This window comes from Bacillus sp. JJ1764, from assembly GCF_036962145.1.
GTDB lineage: Bacteria > Bacillota > Bacilli > Bacillales > Cytobacillaceae > Neobacillus.
In genome coordinates, this window is the sequence record NZ_JBALNY010000055.1 from 6870 (window position 1) to 25368 (window position 18499).

An 18499-nucleotide genomic window follows, 5' to 3' on the forward strand; every position below is an offset into this window, starting at 1 on the left:
ACTATCAGCAGATCCTCGCCCTTTGACGCAAGCAATGGCCGATTTGGAGCAGTTACGCACTCGAATCTCCGATAGTGGGTTGACAGATGAAGAAGTCCGCCATTTGTTGGGACTAGGGTTCAGTGATGCTGAGATTGCAAAGTTTAAGGACGATTTTTCAAAGCAGGATTTTATCTGGACGAAAAACGATATGCTCCAGGAAGGCTCCGCCATAATAGACGTTAATAACACGTTCGGTACTAATCTTGTAGCTTTCGGAAATCAAATCGTCAGCGTGATCAATCAATTGCTTCAGGACCCAACTCTTAATGATGAACAACCTGTTGCAAAGGCTGGCGGACCATATTCGGGGACTGAAGGGACGGAAATGACCTTTGACGGTTCCGCCTCGACGAGTTCGGCCGGAATTTCTAAGTATCAATGGGATTTGGATGGAGATGGCACTTTTGAAGATGCCGAGGGAAAAACTGTAAAACATACATTTTCGAAACCTTTCCACGGCTACATAGGGCTAAAGGTAACCGATGGAAAAGGTAATTCGAGTATTGATTATTCTGATCTAATGATAGCAAACGTCAACCGTCCGCCAGTTATTTCCACAAGCGCCCCTGAGGGACGATTTGTAGAGCTTCATATTGGAGAAAGTAGTTCGTTTGCACTGACGGCCTCAGATGCAGACGGGGATCAGCTATCGGTGGAGTGGTTCGTGGATGGCGTTTCAAAAGGAGCACGAACTTCATTTAGCTACAACACAACTGCTACTGATGTGGGACTGCACAGGATTGAGGCTGTTGTTTCCGACACAAGTCCACTCGGGGGATCAACACGTATAGGCTGGACTGTTCAGGTGCTCAGACCATTGCCTTCGTCCATAGTGCTAAATCCAGCGAACAAGTCTTTGCGAGTAGGTGCTGAGCACACGCTGAAGGCGACCGTGCTAGACGATCAGAGCCAAGTGGTGAGGGGATTTGAAGTTAAGCTGAAAATAGAAGGTGTCAACCCGGGAACTTTGACCGCAACGACTGACAGCTCCGGGGTGGCTACATTTAGCTATGTCGGCGAACATGAGGGATCAGATACAGTGACGGCAACAGCAGCGCTACTCACATCAAATAAAGCTAATGTCTCGTGGATTTCGGCGGATAGCATTGCACCGGTGACTACAGCTTCGCTTTCTCCGGAAAAGCCGGATGGCCAAGATGGTAAATATGCCTCCCCTGTGACTGTCTCACTCAGTGCGAGTGATAATGACACGGGTGTTGCAGTAACTGAATACAGGGTAAACGGAGGAACTTGGAAGAATTATACAGGTCCTTTCTCCATTGGTACGGATGGAACATACTCGGTGGAATACCGAAGCAAAGACAACACAGGGAATGAGGAAACTGTAAAGTCTATTTCTTTTACAATCCTCTATCCAGTTGAGAACCCCGACACTGAAGCGCCAGCAACCACTGCGACCATTAATCCAACACAGCCGGACGGTAAAGAGGGTTGGTACATTTCGTCACCAGTAAAGGTTACACTAAGTGCATCTGATGACATGTCGGGAGTCAAGGCGACACTTTTCTCATTAGATGGCGGTGATTGGAAGGATTACAGCTCCCCAGTGAGTATCTCTGATGAAGGACAGCATAACTTTGAATACCGCAGCACTGACTATAAAGGGAACCAGGAAACGGTGAAATCCATAAGCTTCCGAATAGACACAAACAAACCTAATTTATCCTCGACACTAAATCCAGCGTTCCCGGATGGGGAGAACGGATGGTACGTAAGTCCGGTAATTCAGACGGTATCTGTATCGGACGGGGGTTCAGGCCTCTCCCACACGGATTACCGAATAGACAATGGGGATTGGCAGGCTTATTCGAACTCGATTAAGTTTGACACCGATGGAACCTATAAAGTTGATGTGCGGGCAGAAGATCTTGCGGGAAATTTAAATTCACTTCAGACGGTCACCGTTAAGTTGGATCGAGTAAAGCCCTTGACTACTGCTGTGGTGAATCCGTCAACACCTAATGGAGCTGATGGAGACTACGCCTCGGATGTATCGATTACGTTAACGGCTTCGGATGGAGATTCGAAAGGTTCGGGACTGGCGAAAACCGAATACCGCTTGGACGATGCAATTTGGAAGTCATATGATGGATCACCCATTATCGTCTCATCTACCGGATCTCACAAAGTGGAGTACCGGAGTGTGGACAAAGCGGGTAACATAGAAGACACGAAGAGCGTCTCATTCGTCATCGATAAGGCGAAGGCACCTCAAGTCTTCTTTAATCCGCAGACGGGTGGGCGAAATGTGTCACTGCTTGAATCTGGGGCAACTGTTATTGCAACTTCAAGCTCTTATGACGGATTTCATACACCACAAGCAATGCTAGATTTCTCCTCGGCATCACTGTATCCTTGGGCTACTAGCAGTCTTACTAACCAGTATGTGAAATTTGCTCTAGCAGGAAACAAAACTTACCTGATTGATAAAGTTCAGCTTATGCCAAGAATAGACTATGCCAATCAAAGGGTTAAGGATTTTGAAATAGCTGTTTCCACGACTACTCCCGACAATTCAGCTTTTACCACGGTTTTGAAGGCGACGGCGGCTGATAACGGGAAATTGCAGGATTTCATTCTGGAGAAACCGGTTATGGCAAAGTACATCATGTATCGCCCATTAAACACTCAAGGAAGCAGCACGGTTATCTCCACCCAGCAGCTAAAGGTCAACACCGGTCAGGAGGGCGGTAAAACCGTTCATTTTGACAATCTCACTTCGGTTGATCCCGAAGCGACCATTGTGAGCTGGAACTGGGATTTTGGAGATAAAAATACAAGTACAGAACAGTCTCCAACACATACGTACGGAGCTCCGGGTACGTATAAAGTCACACTTACGGCCACAGATTCTAAAGGAAAAACGGGCACTTTCAGCTTGAATCAGACCGTATTTGAACCAGCGGTGGCGGATTTCACTTTTGATCCTGTGACGATAAACGAAGGGCAGTCGGTAACCTTTACTGACACTTCCGTTCAGCCAAATGGAGGAAGTGAAGTTCAGCGAACCTGGAACTGGGGCGATAACACTCCTGAAATAGTAAAGGACGGGGCAACATCCTCAGCTTCAGTTGCGCATACGTTTAAGGACAATGGAACTTACATGGTGAATCTACTGATTTTGGATGACAAAGGACAGGATGCCCGTCAGCAGAAACCTGTAACTGTCAATAATCTACCCCCAACCGTCACTGTAACGGGCAAGCAGTATGTAAAGTCAGCTCAAAGCATATCGTTTAACCCTACTATTAAGGACCCGGGCGGTGATGCCGTCACCTGTAAATGGGATTTCGGAGACAATACTGGTTCGAATCAATGTTCCGCTTCCCATATATATCCTACATTAGGGGATGGAGCAGAAGATAAGAACTACACAGCTAAATTGACAGTAACAGATAAAGACGGTGCATCCGTAACAATAACTACTGACGTAGTGGTTTACTCCCCATATATTAATACCGGTTCAGCCATTACTGACAGCGATTTATACTTCAGCCGATACTGTGCGGCGGATAACGTGAGAAAGCTTCAATTCACCTATGATGGGAATGTTGGTTTCTCCTTGACAAGTCCGCAACCGGTTTCTAAGGTGGGCTACGCAGATGGACTCATTTTTGCACCGGACGGCGACCTGCTGTCAGGGGGAGGTAGCTATGTTTACAAAATCAACCGAGAGACAGGTGAATCAATTAAACAGCCCGCCGGAGCAACCGCTTATCATCTAATGCTAGATAAGAGCGGCAAGAAGCTTTGGGCGGCAGGAATACCTGGCTCTTTGATTGAGTTTCCATTAGATCCTGTATTTGGGCCAGGTACTGTTCATTCGATTAGCGGTGACGAAAACGCAGTAACCTCAGTTGCTTTCGATGCAGCGGGGAATGCTTTTTACACAAATAGCCGTGCTGACGGATATGGTACTTTCGGGAAAATTGACCTGACGACCTTCAAAACTACCCGTCTGCTTTCGAATGTACAGGCGGCACACGGAATGTTCTTTGACAGCTATACAGGACACTTAATATTAGACGGTGGCAATCAATTGCTTCAGTTCGATCCAGTCACCGAAAAAGTGGTCTCAGTTTACACTTCCCCTGTTGGCGTAACGTTTGATCAGGGGGCAGCCGATGGAAAGGGACATATTTTAGTGGCTAGCAACTCCGGCCACTTGTTATTCCTTGATTATTCCAAAAGTAAGGAAGTGGGAAACCCGCATAACTTTACAGCGACTCCTTATGTGGAATCATGTATGGACGATGTGGCCCCGTTATCCGGATTTGGTTCCGTACCGCCAACTTCTATAGAGTTGACCCCATCTGTGGCAGATCATACAGTGGGAGACACCACTGAAATGAAGGCACTCGTCAAGGATGCCAAGGGTCACGTGGTTGCTGGTTATCCCGTCAACTTGAAAGTGACTGGAGCAAATGCCGGAACGTACACAGTCCTATCCAATGCGGATGGAATTGCAACTTTCTCTTACAAGGGAACTAATGGTGGAGAAGATACTGCAGTGGCCACTGCAGGGAAGGCGATTTCAGCCTCTGCTAAAGCAAAATGGAAATACCCAGCTGCAGCCGTTAAGCTGACTCCAGCTTCTGCAACACAAATCATCGGGGAGGAACATCAGTTGAAGGCAACGGTTCTCGACAGTAATGACGCCCCAAAAACCGGAGTCACCGTTAAACTGGAAATTACGGGAGAGAATCCATCAATATTAACCGGTATGACGGATTCGAACGGAGAGGTTTCTTTTTCTTACAAAGGGGAAAAGGCGGGAACAGACACGTTGACAGCAAAAGTTACAGAGGGGACGAAGGTCATTGCTTCTGATCCTGCTGCCGTGACATGGAAGCTCCGAGATGTGGCACCTCCTGTGACGACAGCTGTTGCGAATGCGGTAGATGGGCCTTCTGGCGGATGGTACCACTCTGCCGTTACTGTATCTTTAACGGCGTCCGATGATGTCTCCGGTGTCAAATCAATCGAGTACAGAATCCCGGGGGGGGAATGGAACCTCTATACAGCTCCCCTTTCGCTCACTGAGAACGGTATCTACACGTATGAATACCGTAGCACCGACAACGAGGGAAATGTAGAGACGGCGAAAACCATCATCGTGAATCTTGATAAGGCAGCACCTGTTACTTTGTATCATCTAGATCCTATTTATTCGAAAAATAAATTGGGTCAGACCTACATCAGTGGATTCAATGTAAGCTTGCGAGCCTCTGATACTGGAGGATCAGGAGTTGATAAGACGTATTATCGGATTAACGGTAGTTCCTGGCAGACTTATAATGGTTCCTTTATTGTGACCGCTGGCGTTACCCATACGGTGGAATACTATACCATAGATAAGGCCGGCAATGTCGAAGGGCCGACTAACAAAATGGATTTTGATCGAGGTGTTTTCACGGGAGCCGGCAAATACTAGAAATGGAGGATATTAGATATGGAACTGGAAAAAGTAAACTCTGAACAGCCGGCCAAAAAAGCCTGGGAAAAGCCAATTTTAGAGTCCTTAAGTATCAGCAAGACGGAATATTGGGAATTCAGGTGGAATGATGAAACAAACTTTTGGCAGAATGTGTGGGTAAGCATGAGCTAAAACTATCAATTTATCTTAGGAAAAGGAAGGAGCTCACCTGGGGGGCACCTTCCTTTTTTGTTCAAGAAGCTCCGTTCACTGTCAGGATTGTATGATATACACTACTGCATGTGCATTTTCTTTTTGATATTTTCTTGAAGTAATCAAGGTATGAGGTGTAAGATTTTAACTATAAATAACTTTATAAAATGAGGGATTAGCTTGAAACAATTTAATAACATTTATTGCGTTGGACGTAACTATGTCGAACATGCCAAAGAATTACAAAATGAAGTGCCGACTTCTCCGATGATTTTTTCCAAACCGACTCACGCCCTAATAAAAGCAACGGGTCAAGAAATTTCCTTGCCTGGGAATCGTGGGTCTATTCATTATGAAACAGAAATTGTGATTAGGATGGGCAGATCCTATGAAAAAGGATTAATAGTGGATGAAATGGTAGACAGTATGGCAATCGGTATTGACTTTACACTAAGGGATGTGCAAAGTGAACTTAAGAAAAAAGGGCATCCATGGTTATTGTCAAAAGGATTTCCGAATTCAGCTATTGTAAGCCAATTTATACCTTTCCCTGGAGTAGACGAAATGAAACAGATAGACTTTTCCCTTCTTAAGAACGGTGATAAGGTGCAGCAAGGAAATATACAGAATATGATATTTGAATTACGGACTATAATAGATTTCATCGCACTTAACTTTGGTTTAGGAGAGGGAGATTTGATTTTTACCGGAACCCCAGAAGGTGTTGGCCCCATTAAAGATAGGGATCATTTAACACTATGTTGGGGAGACAACATTCTAGGCGACTGTCTGGTAAACCTAAATGAAACGAATCCGGGAGAAAACTGAAAACAATACCCCTTTAAAGGATTCCAGTTGGGTTGATCATAACATGAATCAGCTTGTCCCTGTATCCTCACAAATGGGGTATAAGTATTTATGCTTCGGGGACGCTAAAAACGGTAGAATTGTATTATTTGTAGGGAGTGATACGTTATGATGCTTTGTGATTGGAAAGATTTTTCAACGGATGCAGATACCTATACGTTGGAAGATTTTGAAGCAACCATTGGCGACGAATTTGAGGCAATGATGTTTAAAACAAATGAACAGATTCCGTCTTATATCTGGACCACAAATCATGTAGTAATTGTAAAAAAATATGAAAAACTTTTAACAGATATCTCCTTTGAAAAAATACCNNTTGTATTATTGGAAAAAAGTTATATTCTTAATTTAAAGGCCCATTACTTTTAGTAGTAAGGGCCTTTTATTATATACATTTACATAACAAAAATATAATATCCAATATTTAAAACTGCAAACAACTAATAAAAAGTTCTCACCTAAGTATGATAAAAAAGTACCCGGTTTATTGAAGAAGAAACTGTCTGATCAACATTAAGTTTGCACTTTCAATAACAACTAGGGTTTTTGAAACAGCAATCTTAGGAGGATTCTAAAGCATGGCAATTACCGAGAAAACAGCAGTTGGAGTACAAACTGTTTCTGAAACGATAAATGATCTAGTTGCAAAAGGGCAGAAGGCGTTAAAAGAATTTGAGGGCTTTAATCAAGAACAAATAAATAAAATTGTTCATGCAATGGTTTTAGCTGGTTTAAGTGAACATATGCGACTTGCCAAAATGGCAGTTGAAGAAACGGGTCGAGGAGTTTATGAAGATAAAATCATAAAGAATATATTTGCAACCGAATATATTTGGAATTCAATTAAAGATAATAAAACAGTTGGTGTCATTAGCGAAGATAAACAAACGGGCATAATTGAAATAGCAGAGCCGGTTGGAGTAGTTGCAGGTGTAACACCAACCACAAACCCTACATCAACCACCATGTTTAAATCGATTATTTCGATTAAAACAAGAAATCCCATTATTTTTGCCTTTCATCCTTCTGCACAAAAATGTAGCAGAGAAGCAGCTAAAATCCTTTTAGAAGCTGCAGTGAAGGCGGGGGCTCCAGAGAATTGTATACAATGGATTGAAGTTCCTTCTTTAGAGGCAACTAAAAGCCTCATGAATCACGACGGAGTGGCCCTCGTCTTAGCGACAGGTGGATCAGGGATGGTTAAATCCGCTTATAGCACAGGAAAACCGGCTTTAGGTGTGGGACCTGGTAATGTTCCTTGTTATATTGAAAAAACAGCTAAAATTAAGCGTGCGGTTAATGATGTAATCCTATCCAAGACATTTGACAATGGAATGATTTGTGCATCTGAACAGACCATTGTAGTGGATGAGGCCATATACGATGAAGTGAAAAAAGAATTTGCAGATAATAATTGTTATTTTGTTACACCAGAAGAAAAGAAAAAATTAGAAGGTCTTGTCATTAATGAAAATACTTGTGCCGTCAATGCTGATATTGTCGGTAAATCTGCCTATGAAATCGCATCATCTGCAGGTGTGAATGTACCAGAGGATACCAAAATTCTCATTGTGGAATGTGAAAGTGTAGGTGAACCATTAACCAGGGAGAAATTGAGTCCGGTTCTAGCTGCCATTAAGGTGAAAGGGACAGATGAAGGGTTTGATACTTGTCAAAAAATCCTTGAGTTTGGCGGGCTTGGACATTCTGCCGTTATTCATAGTAATGATGATGAGATTCAAAAAGAATTTGGTCTACGGGTAAGGGCTTACCGCGTGATTCTAAATTCTCCTTCTACCCATGGCGGAATTGGTGATTTATACAATGCATTCATTCCTTCACTAACATTGGGATGCGGCTCATATGGTAAGAACTCAGTTTCCGCCAATGTCACTTCAGTTCATTTGTTAAATTTTAAAAAGTTAGGAAGAAGAAATAACAATATGCAATGGGTAAAACTTCCACCAAAAATCTATTTTGAACGGTATTCTACTCAGTATTTAGAAAAGATGGACCGTATTAATAAAGCCTTTATTGTTACTGATGAGGCTATGGTTAAACTGGGCTATGTAGATGTCATTAAATATCATTTAGAAAAACGAAGTGAAAGAGTCCAGATTGAAATCTTCTCGGATGTTGAACCCGATCCTTCAGATATTACAGTTTTAAAAGGTGCAGAACGAATGAGGGCATTTGATCCCGATACCATTATCGCTTTTGGTGGAGGATCCGCAATGGACGCTGCTAAAGGTATGTGGATGTTCTTTGAATATCCTGATACTTCATTGGAAGGCCCGAAACTTAAATTCCTTGATATTCGTAAACGGGCTTACAAATACCCTGAGTTGGGTCGTAAAGCACAATTTGTAGCAATACCAACGACTTCTGGAACAGGTTCAGAGGTTACTCCATTTACAGTTATTACGGATAAAAAGAACAATATTAAATATCAATTAGCTGATTATGAGTTGACACCGGATGTAGCTATTATCGACCCACAGTTTGTAACAACCGTTCCGAAAAGTATTACAGCGGATACGGGTATGGATGTTTTAACTCATGCGATTGAAGCTTATGTAAGTGTTTTAGCAAATGATTATACGGATGGGCTCGCTCTACAAGCAATTAAATTAGTGTTTAATTATTTACCAAGAGCTTATCGAGATGGCAATGATTTAGAGGCTCGTGAAAAAATGCATAATGCCTCTGCGATAGCAGGTATGGCATTTGCCAATGCATTCTTAGGTATTAATCACAGTTTGGCCCATAAAATCGGAGCAGAATTCCATATCCCGCACGGACGTGCGAATGCCATATTAATGCCGCATGTCATCCGATTTAACGCTAAGAAGCCTACAAAGTTTACTGCATTCCCTAGGTATGAATACTTTATCGCCGATCAACGTTATGCAGAAATAGCACGTATGTTGGGATTGAAAGCTTCTACCACGGAAGAAGGCGTTGAAAGTCTCATAACAGCAATCACTAATTTAGGGAAAGAATTAAATATTGAAATGAGTATTGCAGCACAAGGTATAAGTGAACAAGAGTTTAAAGAAAAGCTTTCGTATTTAGCAGACAAAGCCTTCGAAGATCAATGTACAACGGCAAACCCTAAAATGCCACTTGTAAAAGAGCTTGAAGAAGTATATTTAAATGCTTTTAAAGGTGTTTAAATAGGTGGTATTAATAATAAAAACGGAGCTGTTTTGAGCTCCGTTTTTATTAAAACTCCATTAGAGGTGAGTAAGGATGGAACAATGGGAAGGATTTATAAAAGGTCAATGGACAAGAAGGGTAGACGTTCGGGACTTCATCATTAAGAATTACTCTCCATATGAAGGGAATGATTCCTTTTTAGCAACGTCTTCAGAAGCAACCCAAAAACTATGGAACAAGGTAATGGAATTGACGAAACAGGAACGGGAAAAAGGCGGAATCCTTGATATGGATACTGAAATTGTTTCTACGATTACCTCTCATGGTCCTGGGTATTTGGATAAAGATCTTGAAAGGATAGTCGGAGTTCAAACAGACAAACCTTTCAAACGATCCATGCAGCCTTTTGGAGGAATTCGTATGGCTAAGGCAGCATGTGAATCATTTGGGTTTACACTAAGTCCGGACGTGGAGAAAATTTTTACAGAGTACCGCAAAACACACAATCAGGGTGTATTTGATGCCTATACAAAAGAAATGCTGCTTGCCCGTAAAGCAGGGATTATTACCGGATTGCCTGATGCCTATGGACGAGGAAGGATTATTGGGGATTACCGCCGGGTCGCATTATATGGAATAGATTTTCTAATGAAAGAAAAACTAAAGGATTTCCAAAATACTAGTACTATCATGACAGAAGATAACATCCGTTTACGTGAAGAGCTTTCCGAGCAATATCGAGCACTTAATGAACTGAAACAGCTGGGAACTAGTTACGGTTTTGACTTATCACGACCTGCTCAAAATGCTCAGGAGGCTTTCCAATGGTTATATCTTGCCTATCTTGCTGCAATCAAAGAACAAAACGGAGCAGCAATGAGCCTTGGGCGTGTATCTACGTTCCTTGATATTTATGTAGAGCGGGATCTGCAAAATGGAACCCTAACTGAATCTCAGGTCCAAGAAATCGTCGACCATTTTATTATGAAGCTTCGAATTGTAAAATTCGCCCGTACACCTGATTACAATGAATTATTCAGTGGCGACCCAACGTGGGTAACCGAATCCATTGGAGGTATGGCTCAGGATGGGCGCCCACTCGTTACAAAGAATTCTTTCCGTTTCCTTCATACACTTGATAATTTAGGCCCGGCTCCAGAACCTAATCTAACTGTTTTATGGTCAACGCGACTACCGGAAAACTTTAAGCAGTATTGTGCGAAAATGTCCATTCAAACCAGCTCAATTCAATATGAAAATGATGATATTATGCGCCCTGAATACGGGGATGATTATGGTATTGCCTGTTGTGTATCTGCCATGGAGATTGGGAAGCAGATGCAATTTTTTGGTGCCCGTGCAAACCTGGCAAAAGCATTGCTGTACTCCATAAATGGCGGTATGGATGAAAAACTGAAAATTCAAGTTGGACCTCAATTCCAGCCGATTACTTCAGAGGTATTACGTTTTGAAGAAGTGATGCAAAGATTTGATCAAATAATGGAGTGGCTTGCAGGACTATATATAAACACCTTAAATATCATCCACTATATGCATGATAAATATAGCTACGAAAGGATTGAAATGGCCCTTCATGATACGAAGATCCTTCGTACGATGGCAACCGGTATCGCAGGGTTGAGCGTCGTTGCTGACTCCTTGAGTGCTATTAAATATGGTGAGGTAAAAGTGATCCGCGATGAAAATGGATTAGCAGTAGACTTTGTAACCTCAGGAGATTATCCGAAATATGGTAACAATGATGAACGTGTGGACAGTATTGCTGTTGAAGTTGTGGAGCGATTCATGAAAAAGCTGCGCAAGCACCCAACCTATCGTGATTCAGTTCATACCTTGTCCATCCTAACCATTACATCTAATGTCGTTTATGGTAAGAAAACGGGTACAACGCCTGACCAGCGACGTGCTGGGGAACCGTTTGCGCCTGGTGCAAATCCAATGCATGGTCGTGATACAAAAGGGACATTGGCTTCTCTTGCATCGGTTGCTAAACTTCCGTATAGCGAAGCAATGGATGGGATCTCCAACACCTTTTCAATTGTCCCAAAAGCCTTAGGTAAGGAAGCAGAAGCTCAAATCCGTAATCTCGTATCCATTTTAGATGGATATGCCAATTTAACCGGACACCACTTGAATGTTAATGTTTTAAACAGAGAAACATTAATGGATGCAATGGAACATCCTGAGCAATATCCACAATTAACGATTCGGGTTTCTGGTTACGCAGTAAACTTTATTAAATTAACAAAAGAACAACAACTCGATGTAATAAATCGTACGTTCCACGAATCTTTATAATGAAACTGGGAGCTACCTAAATTTTTGTGTAGCTCCTAAACCTTTTGAAAGGGGACATCAGCTTGCTTGGAAACATCCATTCAATTGAAACACTTGGGACAGTCGACGGTCCTGGAATCCGTTATGTTGTCTTTACACAAGGCTGCCTTTTACGATGCCAGTTTTGCCATAATGCCGATACATGGGAGATTGGAGCGGGCAAAAAGATGTCCGTATCCGAAATCATGAATGATGTCATCACCTACCTCCCTTTCATTGAGGCTTCTGGCGGCGGCATTACGGTAAGCGGCGGCGAACCATTGTTGCAGATCCCATTTCTCATCGAGTTGTTTAAAGATTGTAAAAAGAAGGGGATTCATACAACCATTGATTCTTCCGGCGGCTCCTTTCACCATTCGCAAGTATATCTTGATCAATTGGACGAACTTTTACGTTATACTGATCTTATTTTACTTGACTTAAAACATATCGACCGGGAAAAGCATTTGAAATTAACGGGAATGACCAATGACCATATTAAAGAATTTGCAAGGTTGTTATCAGACAGGAAAATACCCATTTGGGTGCGTCATGTCTTGGTACCTACCATAACAGATGACGAAGAGGATCTTGAAAGACTTGGCGAATACATTGGAACATTGGAGAATGTTGAAAAGGTAGAAATTCTGCCTTATCATAAACTAGGCGTATACAAGTGGGAAGCGCTTGGTCTCGAGTATCCATTAGAACATATTGTGCCTCCTACCGATCAACAAGTTGATTATGCCTATCAAAAGTTAACAGCACACATCAAAAATAATTAGCAAGGATTTTTATCGAGTATGTTAAAGCACCTAATAAAAATCAATACAGAGAAAGTTTTTTCACAACAAGGGGAAGCAAATGACAACGAAAACATATATCAATGAGTGGAAGCAAGCCTTACAACTGGAAATAAATTATTTGAAAAAGTTTGGTGGAAGCCGATTTATCATTACCAACGGACGTTTGTTATCAAATGAGGAATCATACAACTATTATTTTGACACCGCTATCTCATTACGGATTCCGGTAGGTTCGGCGATCAAACTCGAATGGGGTGCCATGAATAGCAAAGGAAAGGTCCTCTCCTCCGAGGGGAGAGGGATCATTCTTTCTTTAGAGAAAGGTTTTGGCGACCTAATCCCTGATGCTTTTTTATTGCATGATCCATGGGAACTGCTGGAACAATTAATCGAACGCTTGGACGAAATCAAAAAAAACAAGCAAAAGCGAGTCAGAGTGAAAAGATTAATGAATCCTTCCAAGGATACCAAGCATCCTGTTGAAAAAATTAAAAGTAATGTCCATGAATTAGTGTTACGTTCAAAATATAATCCAGTTACATTCGTCTGGGGACCGCCCGGAACTGGTAAAACTTATACCTTGGCTAGAACAGCAGCCAATAAATATTTTCAGCAGAAAAAAGTGCTAATTTTATCACATAGTAATCAAGCTGTGGATGTTTTGATGAGTGAGTTGACAGATTTTATTAAAAAAAAACACCGATTTCGAGAAGGAGATATACTTCGTTATGGGGGAAATAATGGAGATGCGCTTGTAAACCATCACGAAATTACCACTGGAGGGCTCATTGAAAAACAGGATCCCCTTCTCTCACAGGATCGCATGAGGTTATTAGAAGAAAGAACCAACTTAAAACAAGATTTAGCCAATTCTTTTAGTAAACGGGATTCTGATCATGTAATGGAGCTTGAACTTCAAATTGGTAAGCTTTTTGAAAAAATCCGCAAGAAAGAAGTTCAATTAGTAAAGGATGCGTTCATTGTCGGAGCAACGCTGGCAAAGGCAGCCAGCGACAGTGCTATTTATGAACAAGAATATGATGTTGTGATCCTCGATGAAGCAAGTATGGCGTATATTCCACAGGCTGCTTTTGCTGCTGCAATCGGAAAGAGAGTCATTATTTGCGGGGATTTCAAGCAATTGCCCCCAATTGCTTCAAGCAGGGATCCTCTAGTGGCCAAATGGCTTAAAGAGGATGTGTTTCATCATGCAGGGGTGGTGGATTCGATTAATGATGGGGAACTCCATCCACAACTATTTTTGCTAAAAGAACAACGGCGAATGCACCCGGATATTTCTGCTTTTACGAATCGTTATATTTATCATTCACTTGTTGGTGATCATCAAAGTGTCTATAAAAATAGAAATCAGATCGTCAGCCAGGCACCCTTAAAAGATCACGCTACCGTTCTCGTGGATACTAGCTTCACAGGTTTACATTGTTTAAGTGATAAAACAACCAATTCCAGATTTAACCTATTGCAGTTATTACTGTCTTTTCAATTAATTCATGAAGCATACTTGGATGGAGCGAAATCGATTGGCTATGTGACACCATACCGGGCCCAAGCAAATCTTATGGAGTCACTTCTTGAAGAAATCTATAGGGACGAGTGCCAAAAAGCTGATATTATAGCTGCAACTGTCCATCGATTCCAGGGAAGTGAGCGGGATGTAATGATCTTCGATACCGTAGATAGTGCTCCTCAACAAAGGCCTGGTATGTTATTAACCGGCAAAGACAGTGAGCGATTGATTAACGTGGCTATTACTAGAACAAAAGGGAAATTTCTACATGTCAGCAACAGAAATTTTATTGAAAAGCATATTTTTCAAGGAAAAACACTAAGACAGCTTGTTGATCACCAGGTACGGAATAAACAATCCATTACTACAAAAGAAATTGGTTCGTGGGTTCAAAATCAACATTCAAAGTTAAGGTGGATTCATGCGATTAAATTGGAAGCAGTTTTTCGGGATTTGAATTCGGCAAGGGAATCCATTACCATCTCTTTGCCGATAGGAACGAATTTATCTGATGAATGGAAAGAGCAGTTATTAAACAAAGGAAAACATTTGAAAGTGGCTGTTATTCCCGATCAAGAAAGGGATTTTTCTGACGAGTTGCTTAAAGTCCAGTTTCCATTTCCATTTGTCATGATTGACGAAAAGGTTTTATGGCTAGGGCTTCCACTGGAAGGTGCAATAGATATCCGCCCTCCTTATATAGCGGCAAGACTTTGCTCTAGAAATGTGTGCGAATACTTGTTAAAACAATTTATTTAGCAGGAAAGAATATTCTCTATCAAACTGTGAAAAAACCTTTGAATTAAATTAATAAAAACAGGCTCAATGGGAAATACTTGAGCCTGTTTTTATAGATTTGCTTACATTCTATGTGTGTCTAGAAATACTCTTTGTGCTGCAAATACCCCAACTCCTGGTTCGAATGAGTAGTTGAAGTCCTGCAAACCGGCTTCAATAAGGGAAACCGCTTGGAGAATATCACTAGGGAAGCAGTAGCCCATGTGACTAAAACGGAAAATCTTACCTTGAAGATGTCCGAGGCCACCGGCAAAGTCTAGATGGTATTTTTGCTTTAAGTGACTGAGGAACATAGGAAGTTCCAATCCTTTCGGAGCCCAAATCGCAGTTATGGTAGGAGAGGCATATTCATCACTAGTTAAGAGTCCAATTGAGAGTGCTTTCATGGCGCCCCTTACCATATTCTTCATTAGTTCATGACGAGCGATTGTTTGTGAAAACCCGCCTTCTTCTTCAATTAAATCACAAACAGCTGATAGGCCGAAAATGAGCGAAATAGCAGGTGTATTAGGAGTCATCCCTTTTTCAGCCCAATCTCGGTAGCTTAATAAATCCAAGTAATAGGAGGATGTATGGTTTTTCTCAATGACTCTCCATGCCTTTTCACTTATGCTTAATAGGGAAAGTCCAGGAGGAAGCATCATCGCTTTTTGAGAACCTGTTACTAGAATATCAATACCCCATTTGTCCATTTCGGCAGGTGCTCCGCCAATACAACTAACGCCATCGACAATAAATAATGCATCTGAATAGGTGCGAACGACTTCTGCTAGTTTTTCGATTGGATTCAAGATTCCTGTTGATGTCTCATTGTAGGTGGCAAAAACAGCTTTAACATTTGACAGCGGTTTTAGAAATTGAATTAAGTCTTCCTCCGTGCATGCATCGCCCCAATTTTTCTCCAGCTTATGTAACTTGAAACCATATTTTTCGCAAATCGAGACAAAATAGTTCCCAAAAGCTCCAACAGTGATAACAACGACTTCCTCACCAGGGGACAGGGTATTTACAACTGCAGCTTCCAATGCAGCCGTGCCACCTGAAGGAATCAACAAAATTTCCTGATTAGTACCAAATATCGGTTTCACACGATTAGTTGTTTCAAGGTATAATTGGACAAACTCCTCTGTTCGATGGCTGATCATGTCATGGTCCATGGCAAGCTGAACCTTTTTAGGAATTGGGGTTGGTCCTGGATGTCTTAAAATATTAGGATACATAGATTTTCCCTCCAAACGTAAAACTAACTCCATCATCCATTATAACTCATTGGAAATCTTTTACTAAGAGAAATGAATTAAGGATCATTTATGAAAGAAAAAAGGATTGCCAAGGTTAAAACCCTGACAATCCCTTTTAACTAGACCAAAGTTTAAAAATCCTAGGTCATACCTGATCGTGATATTATTGCGGTCTAAAAGAAGAGTTTTGAAAACCTTGATAATGAGTGGTTTGCACACCAGGATTAACAAAGTGCTGCGGTTGGATTCCGCCGAATCCAATTTGTCCGGACAATTCTTGTTCAAGTCGGTTACATTCAGCAATCACTTCATTACATCTTTGAATGGCTATCTCGTGGCCTTGCAGACTTTGTTGAATAGTCTGTACAGCCATTTGTTCCCGTTGTAACATTTGATTAATCATTTGGATGTTTTGTTGTTCATTTTGAAGCATTTGCTGGTATTGATGATTGCTCTGTTGAGTTTGTTGAATCAATTGTTGGGCAATTTGTCGGCTTCTTTGCAAGTGAGTAAGTGAATGTTGCATTGTATCCATCTATAGACCCCCATTTGTTTTTTGTTTATTAGGTTGAAAATCAACCCAAAGATAGATTTTGCAAAAGGGGAGTGGTTCAGTCAGTTTATAATTACCATTTTAATAAATACATAAATATCATTATCATGATCGAATCATATACATTAATGAATATTTTTTATGAGTAACAATATTGCTTTGCCATAAAACTGGAACTTTTTTATAAGCCCTATTTAATCCAATCGCAAGAAAAGGTAACTACATACATATAACAAAATATTCGACATAATTCGAGAATATTTTTCGAAAATGATTGACCCAGGAAGAAAAACACCTAATAATTAAGTGTATATTTTGTGTGAACTAGAGCAGATCGAAAGGAAAGATTGTCATGGATACTCATAAACAAATAGAAAGTGGTTCAAATCAGCTGGACATTATGGAGTTTAAAGTTGGTGTAAACACCTATGGCATAAATGTATTGAAGGTAAGAGAACTAGTGGAAGCCCGTCCCTTTACCCCTATTCCTCTTTCTCATCCATATATTATGGGAGTCAGTGAATTAAGGGGAAGAGTTCTTCCTGTTATTAATTTATCGAAAGTTCTCGGGTTACAAAACCACCAATTCGATGGTACTTGTAAATGGATTATTACTGAAATGAATCAGCAGGTAGTAGCATTCCAGGTCGACACTGTTAATGGGATTCGCCGATTAACATGGGAGAATATTGAAACCCCTTCAAATACATTTCATAATGATGCGAGCTTGGTAGTAGGGATTGTAAAACTGGAAGATAATATTACACTGCTGTTGGACTTTGAGAAAATTCTTACTGAAATTAACCCAGCAACTGGTATTAATGAAACCCGCATTGGTAATATAGAACCAAAAGTGGCTAGAGACAAAAAGCATATTTTAATTGCAGAAGATTCATCGTTCCTTATCGAACTAATTCAAACTAGTATTCAAAAATCAGGATACCAGCATGTTACCATTAAGTCGAATGGGAAAGAAATGTGGGATTACCTTGAAGCAATGGTTCAAACTAAGGGTGATCGAGTTTTAGAAGAGATTGATTGCTTAATTACCGATATTGAAATGCCTCAAATGGATGGTCTCCACTTAACGAAACGCGTGAAAGACCATGCCATTTTAAAAGAACTACCAGTGGTTATTTTCTCATCTTTAATTACAGAAGATTTGCGCCACAAAGGAGAAAGTGTAGGAGCGAATGCACAAATATCCAAACCAGAGATTGAAGCATTAGTAAATATTTTGGACTCGTTATTATTAAAATAAATTAATTTTAATAAATACCCAACTTAAATCACCTATTTAGGAAAGAACAGCTGACTAGGAGGCAGTAAAGCCGGATGCTGCGAAAAAAAAGCAATAGCTGAATATATAGAAGCAGCTAAGAATTCCCTCCATCGGAATGTCCCAATGAAAACTAAATAGTTAGAGAGCGTATACCAGATATCGTTTTTGAACGATATCTGGTATTTTTTTGGCTTTGGCAATGTTAAAGAATACTGTTGATTTTAAACCCTGTTGAT

At 41.0% G+C, this 18499-nt stretch carries 10 protein-coding genes and 1 pseudogene; 9 read left to right on the forward strand and 2 right to left on the reverse strand.

The genetic code is table 11. The features are described from left to right. Positions 1-190: 190 nt before the first annotated feature. The 8 genes and pseudogenes from V7083_RS23795 to V7083_RS09430 form a co-directional block, all read left to right on the forward strand. Positions 191-532, forward strand: a pseudogene (locus V7083_RS23795) (PKD domain-containing protein); the annotation flags it as partial. Positions 533-934: 402 nt separating this feature from the next. Beyond that, positions 935-5497, forward strand: coding sequence for an OmpL47-type beta-barrel domain-containing protein (locus V7083_RS09395; protein ID WP_335477262.1), 4563 nt, complete (start codon positions 935-937; stop codon positions 5495-5497). An 18-nt stretch (positions 5498-5515) separates the two neighbouring features. Beyond that, positions 5516-5671 carry a hypothetical protein gene (locus V7083_RS09400; RefSeq protein WP_335477263.1) on the forward strand — a complete coding sequence of 52 codons (156 nt, stop codon included), beginning with the start codon at positions 5516-5518 and terminating at the stop codon, positions 5669-5671. 201 nt (positions 5672-5872) lie between these two features. Next, positions 5873-6520: a fumarylacetoacetate hydrolase family protein gene (locus tag V7083_RS09405; protein WP_335477264.1), complete on the forward strand. Its 648-nt coding sequence runs from the start codon at positions 5873-5875 to the stop codon at positions 6518-6520. A gap of 617 nt (positions 6521-7137) precedes the next feature. Next, the gene (gene adhE / locus V7083_RS09415) at positions 7138-9735 is read left to right on the forward strand and encodes a bifunctional acetaldehyde-CoA/alcohol dehydrogenase (protein WP_335477266.1); all 2598 of its coding nucleotides are present in this window, start codon (positions 7138-7140) and stop codon (positions 9733-9735) included. A gap of 76 nt (positions 9736-9811) precedes the next feature. After that, the gene (pflB, locus tag V7083_RS09420) at positions 9812-12037 is read left to right on the forward strand and encodes a formate C-acetyltransferase (protein WP_335477267.1); all 2226 of its coding nucleotides are present in this window, start codon (positions 9812-9814) and stop codon (positions 12035-12037) included. Positions 12038-12099: 62 nt separating this feature from the next. Continuing rightward, complete coding sequence (pflA, locus tag V7083_RS09425; protein ID WP_335477268.1) at positions 12100-12840, forward strand: pyruvate formate-lyase-activating protein; 741 nt, start codon at positions 12100-12102, stop codon at positions 12838-12840. A gap of 79 nt (positions 12841-12919) precedes the next feature. Continuing rightward, entirely contained in the window at positions 12920-15148 is a 2229-nt protein-coding gene (locus V7083_RS09430; RefSeq protein WP_335477269.1) for an AAA domain-containing protein, read from the forward strand. Between the two features lie 101 nt (positions 15149-15249). Here V7083_RS09430 and V7083_RS09435 read toward each other — a convergent pair whose 3' ends face one another. Together V7083_RS09435 and V7083_RS09440 are read right to left on the reverse strand one after the other, a co-directional pair. Next, entirely contained in the window at positions 15250-16407 is a 1158-nt protein-coding gene (locus V7083_RS09435) for a pyridoxal-phosphate-dependent aminotransferase family protein (protein WP_335477270.1), read from the reverse strand. A gap of 184 nt (positions 16408-16591) precedes the next feature. Further along, positions 16592-16963: a hypothetical protein gene (locus tag V7083_RS09440; protein WP_335477271.1), complete on the reverse strand. Its 372-nt coding sequence runs from the start codon at positions 16961-16963 to the stop codon at positions 16592-16594. 370 nt (positions 16964-17333) lie between these two features. On the opposite strand from V7083_RS09440, the gene V7083_RS09445 reads away from it, so the two are divergent. After that, positions 17334-18242, forward strand: coding sequence for a chemotaxis protein (locus V7083_RS09445; RefSeq protein WP_335477272.1), 909 nt, complete (start codon positions 17334-17336; stop codon positions 18240-18242). The last annotated feature ends 257 nt before the right edge of the window (positions 18243-18499 follow it).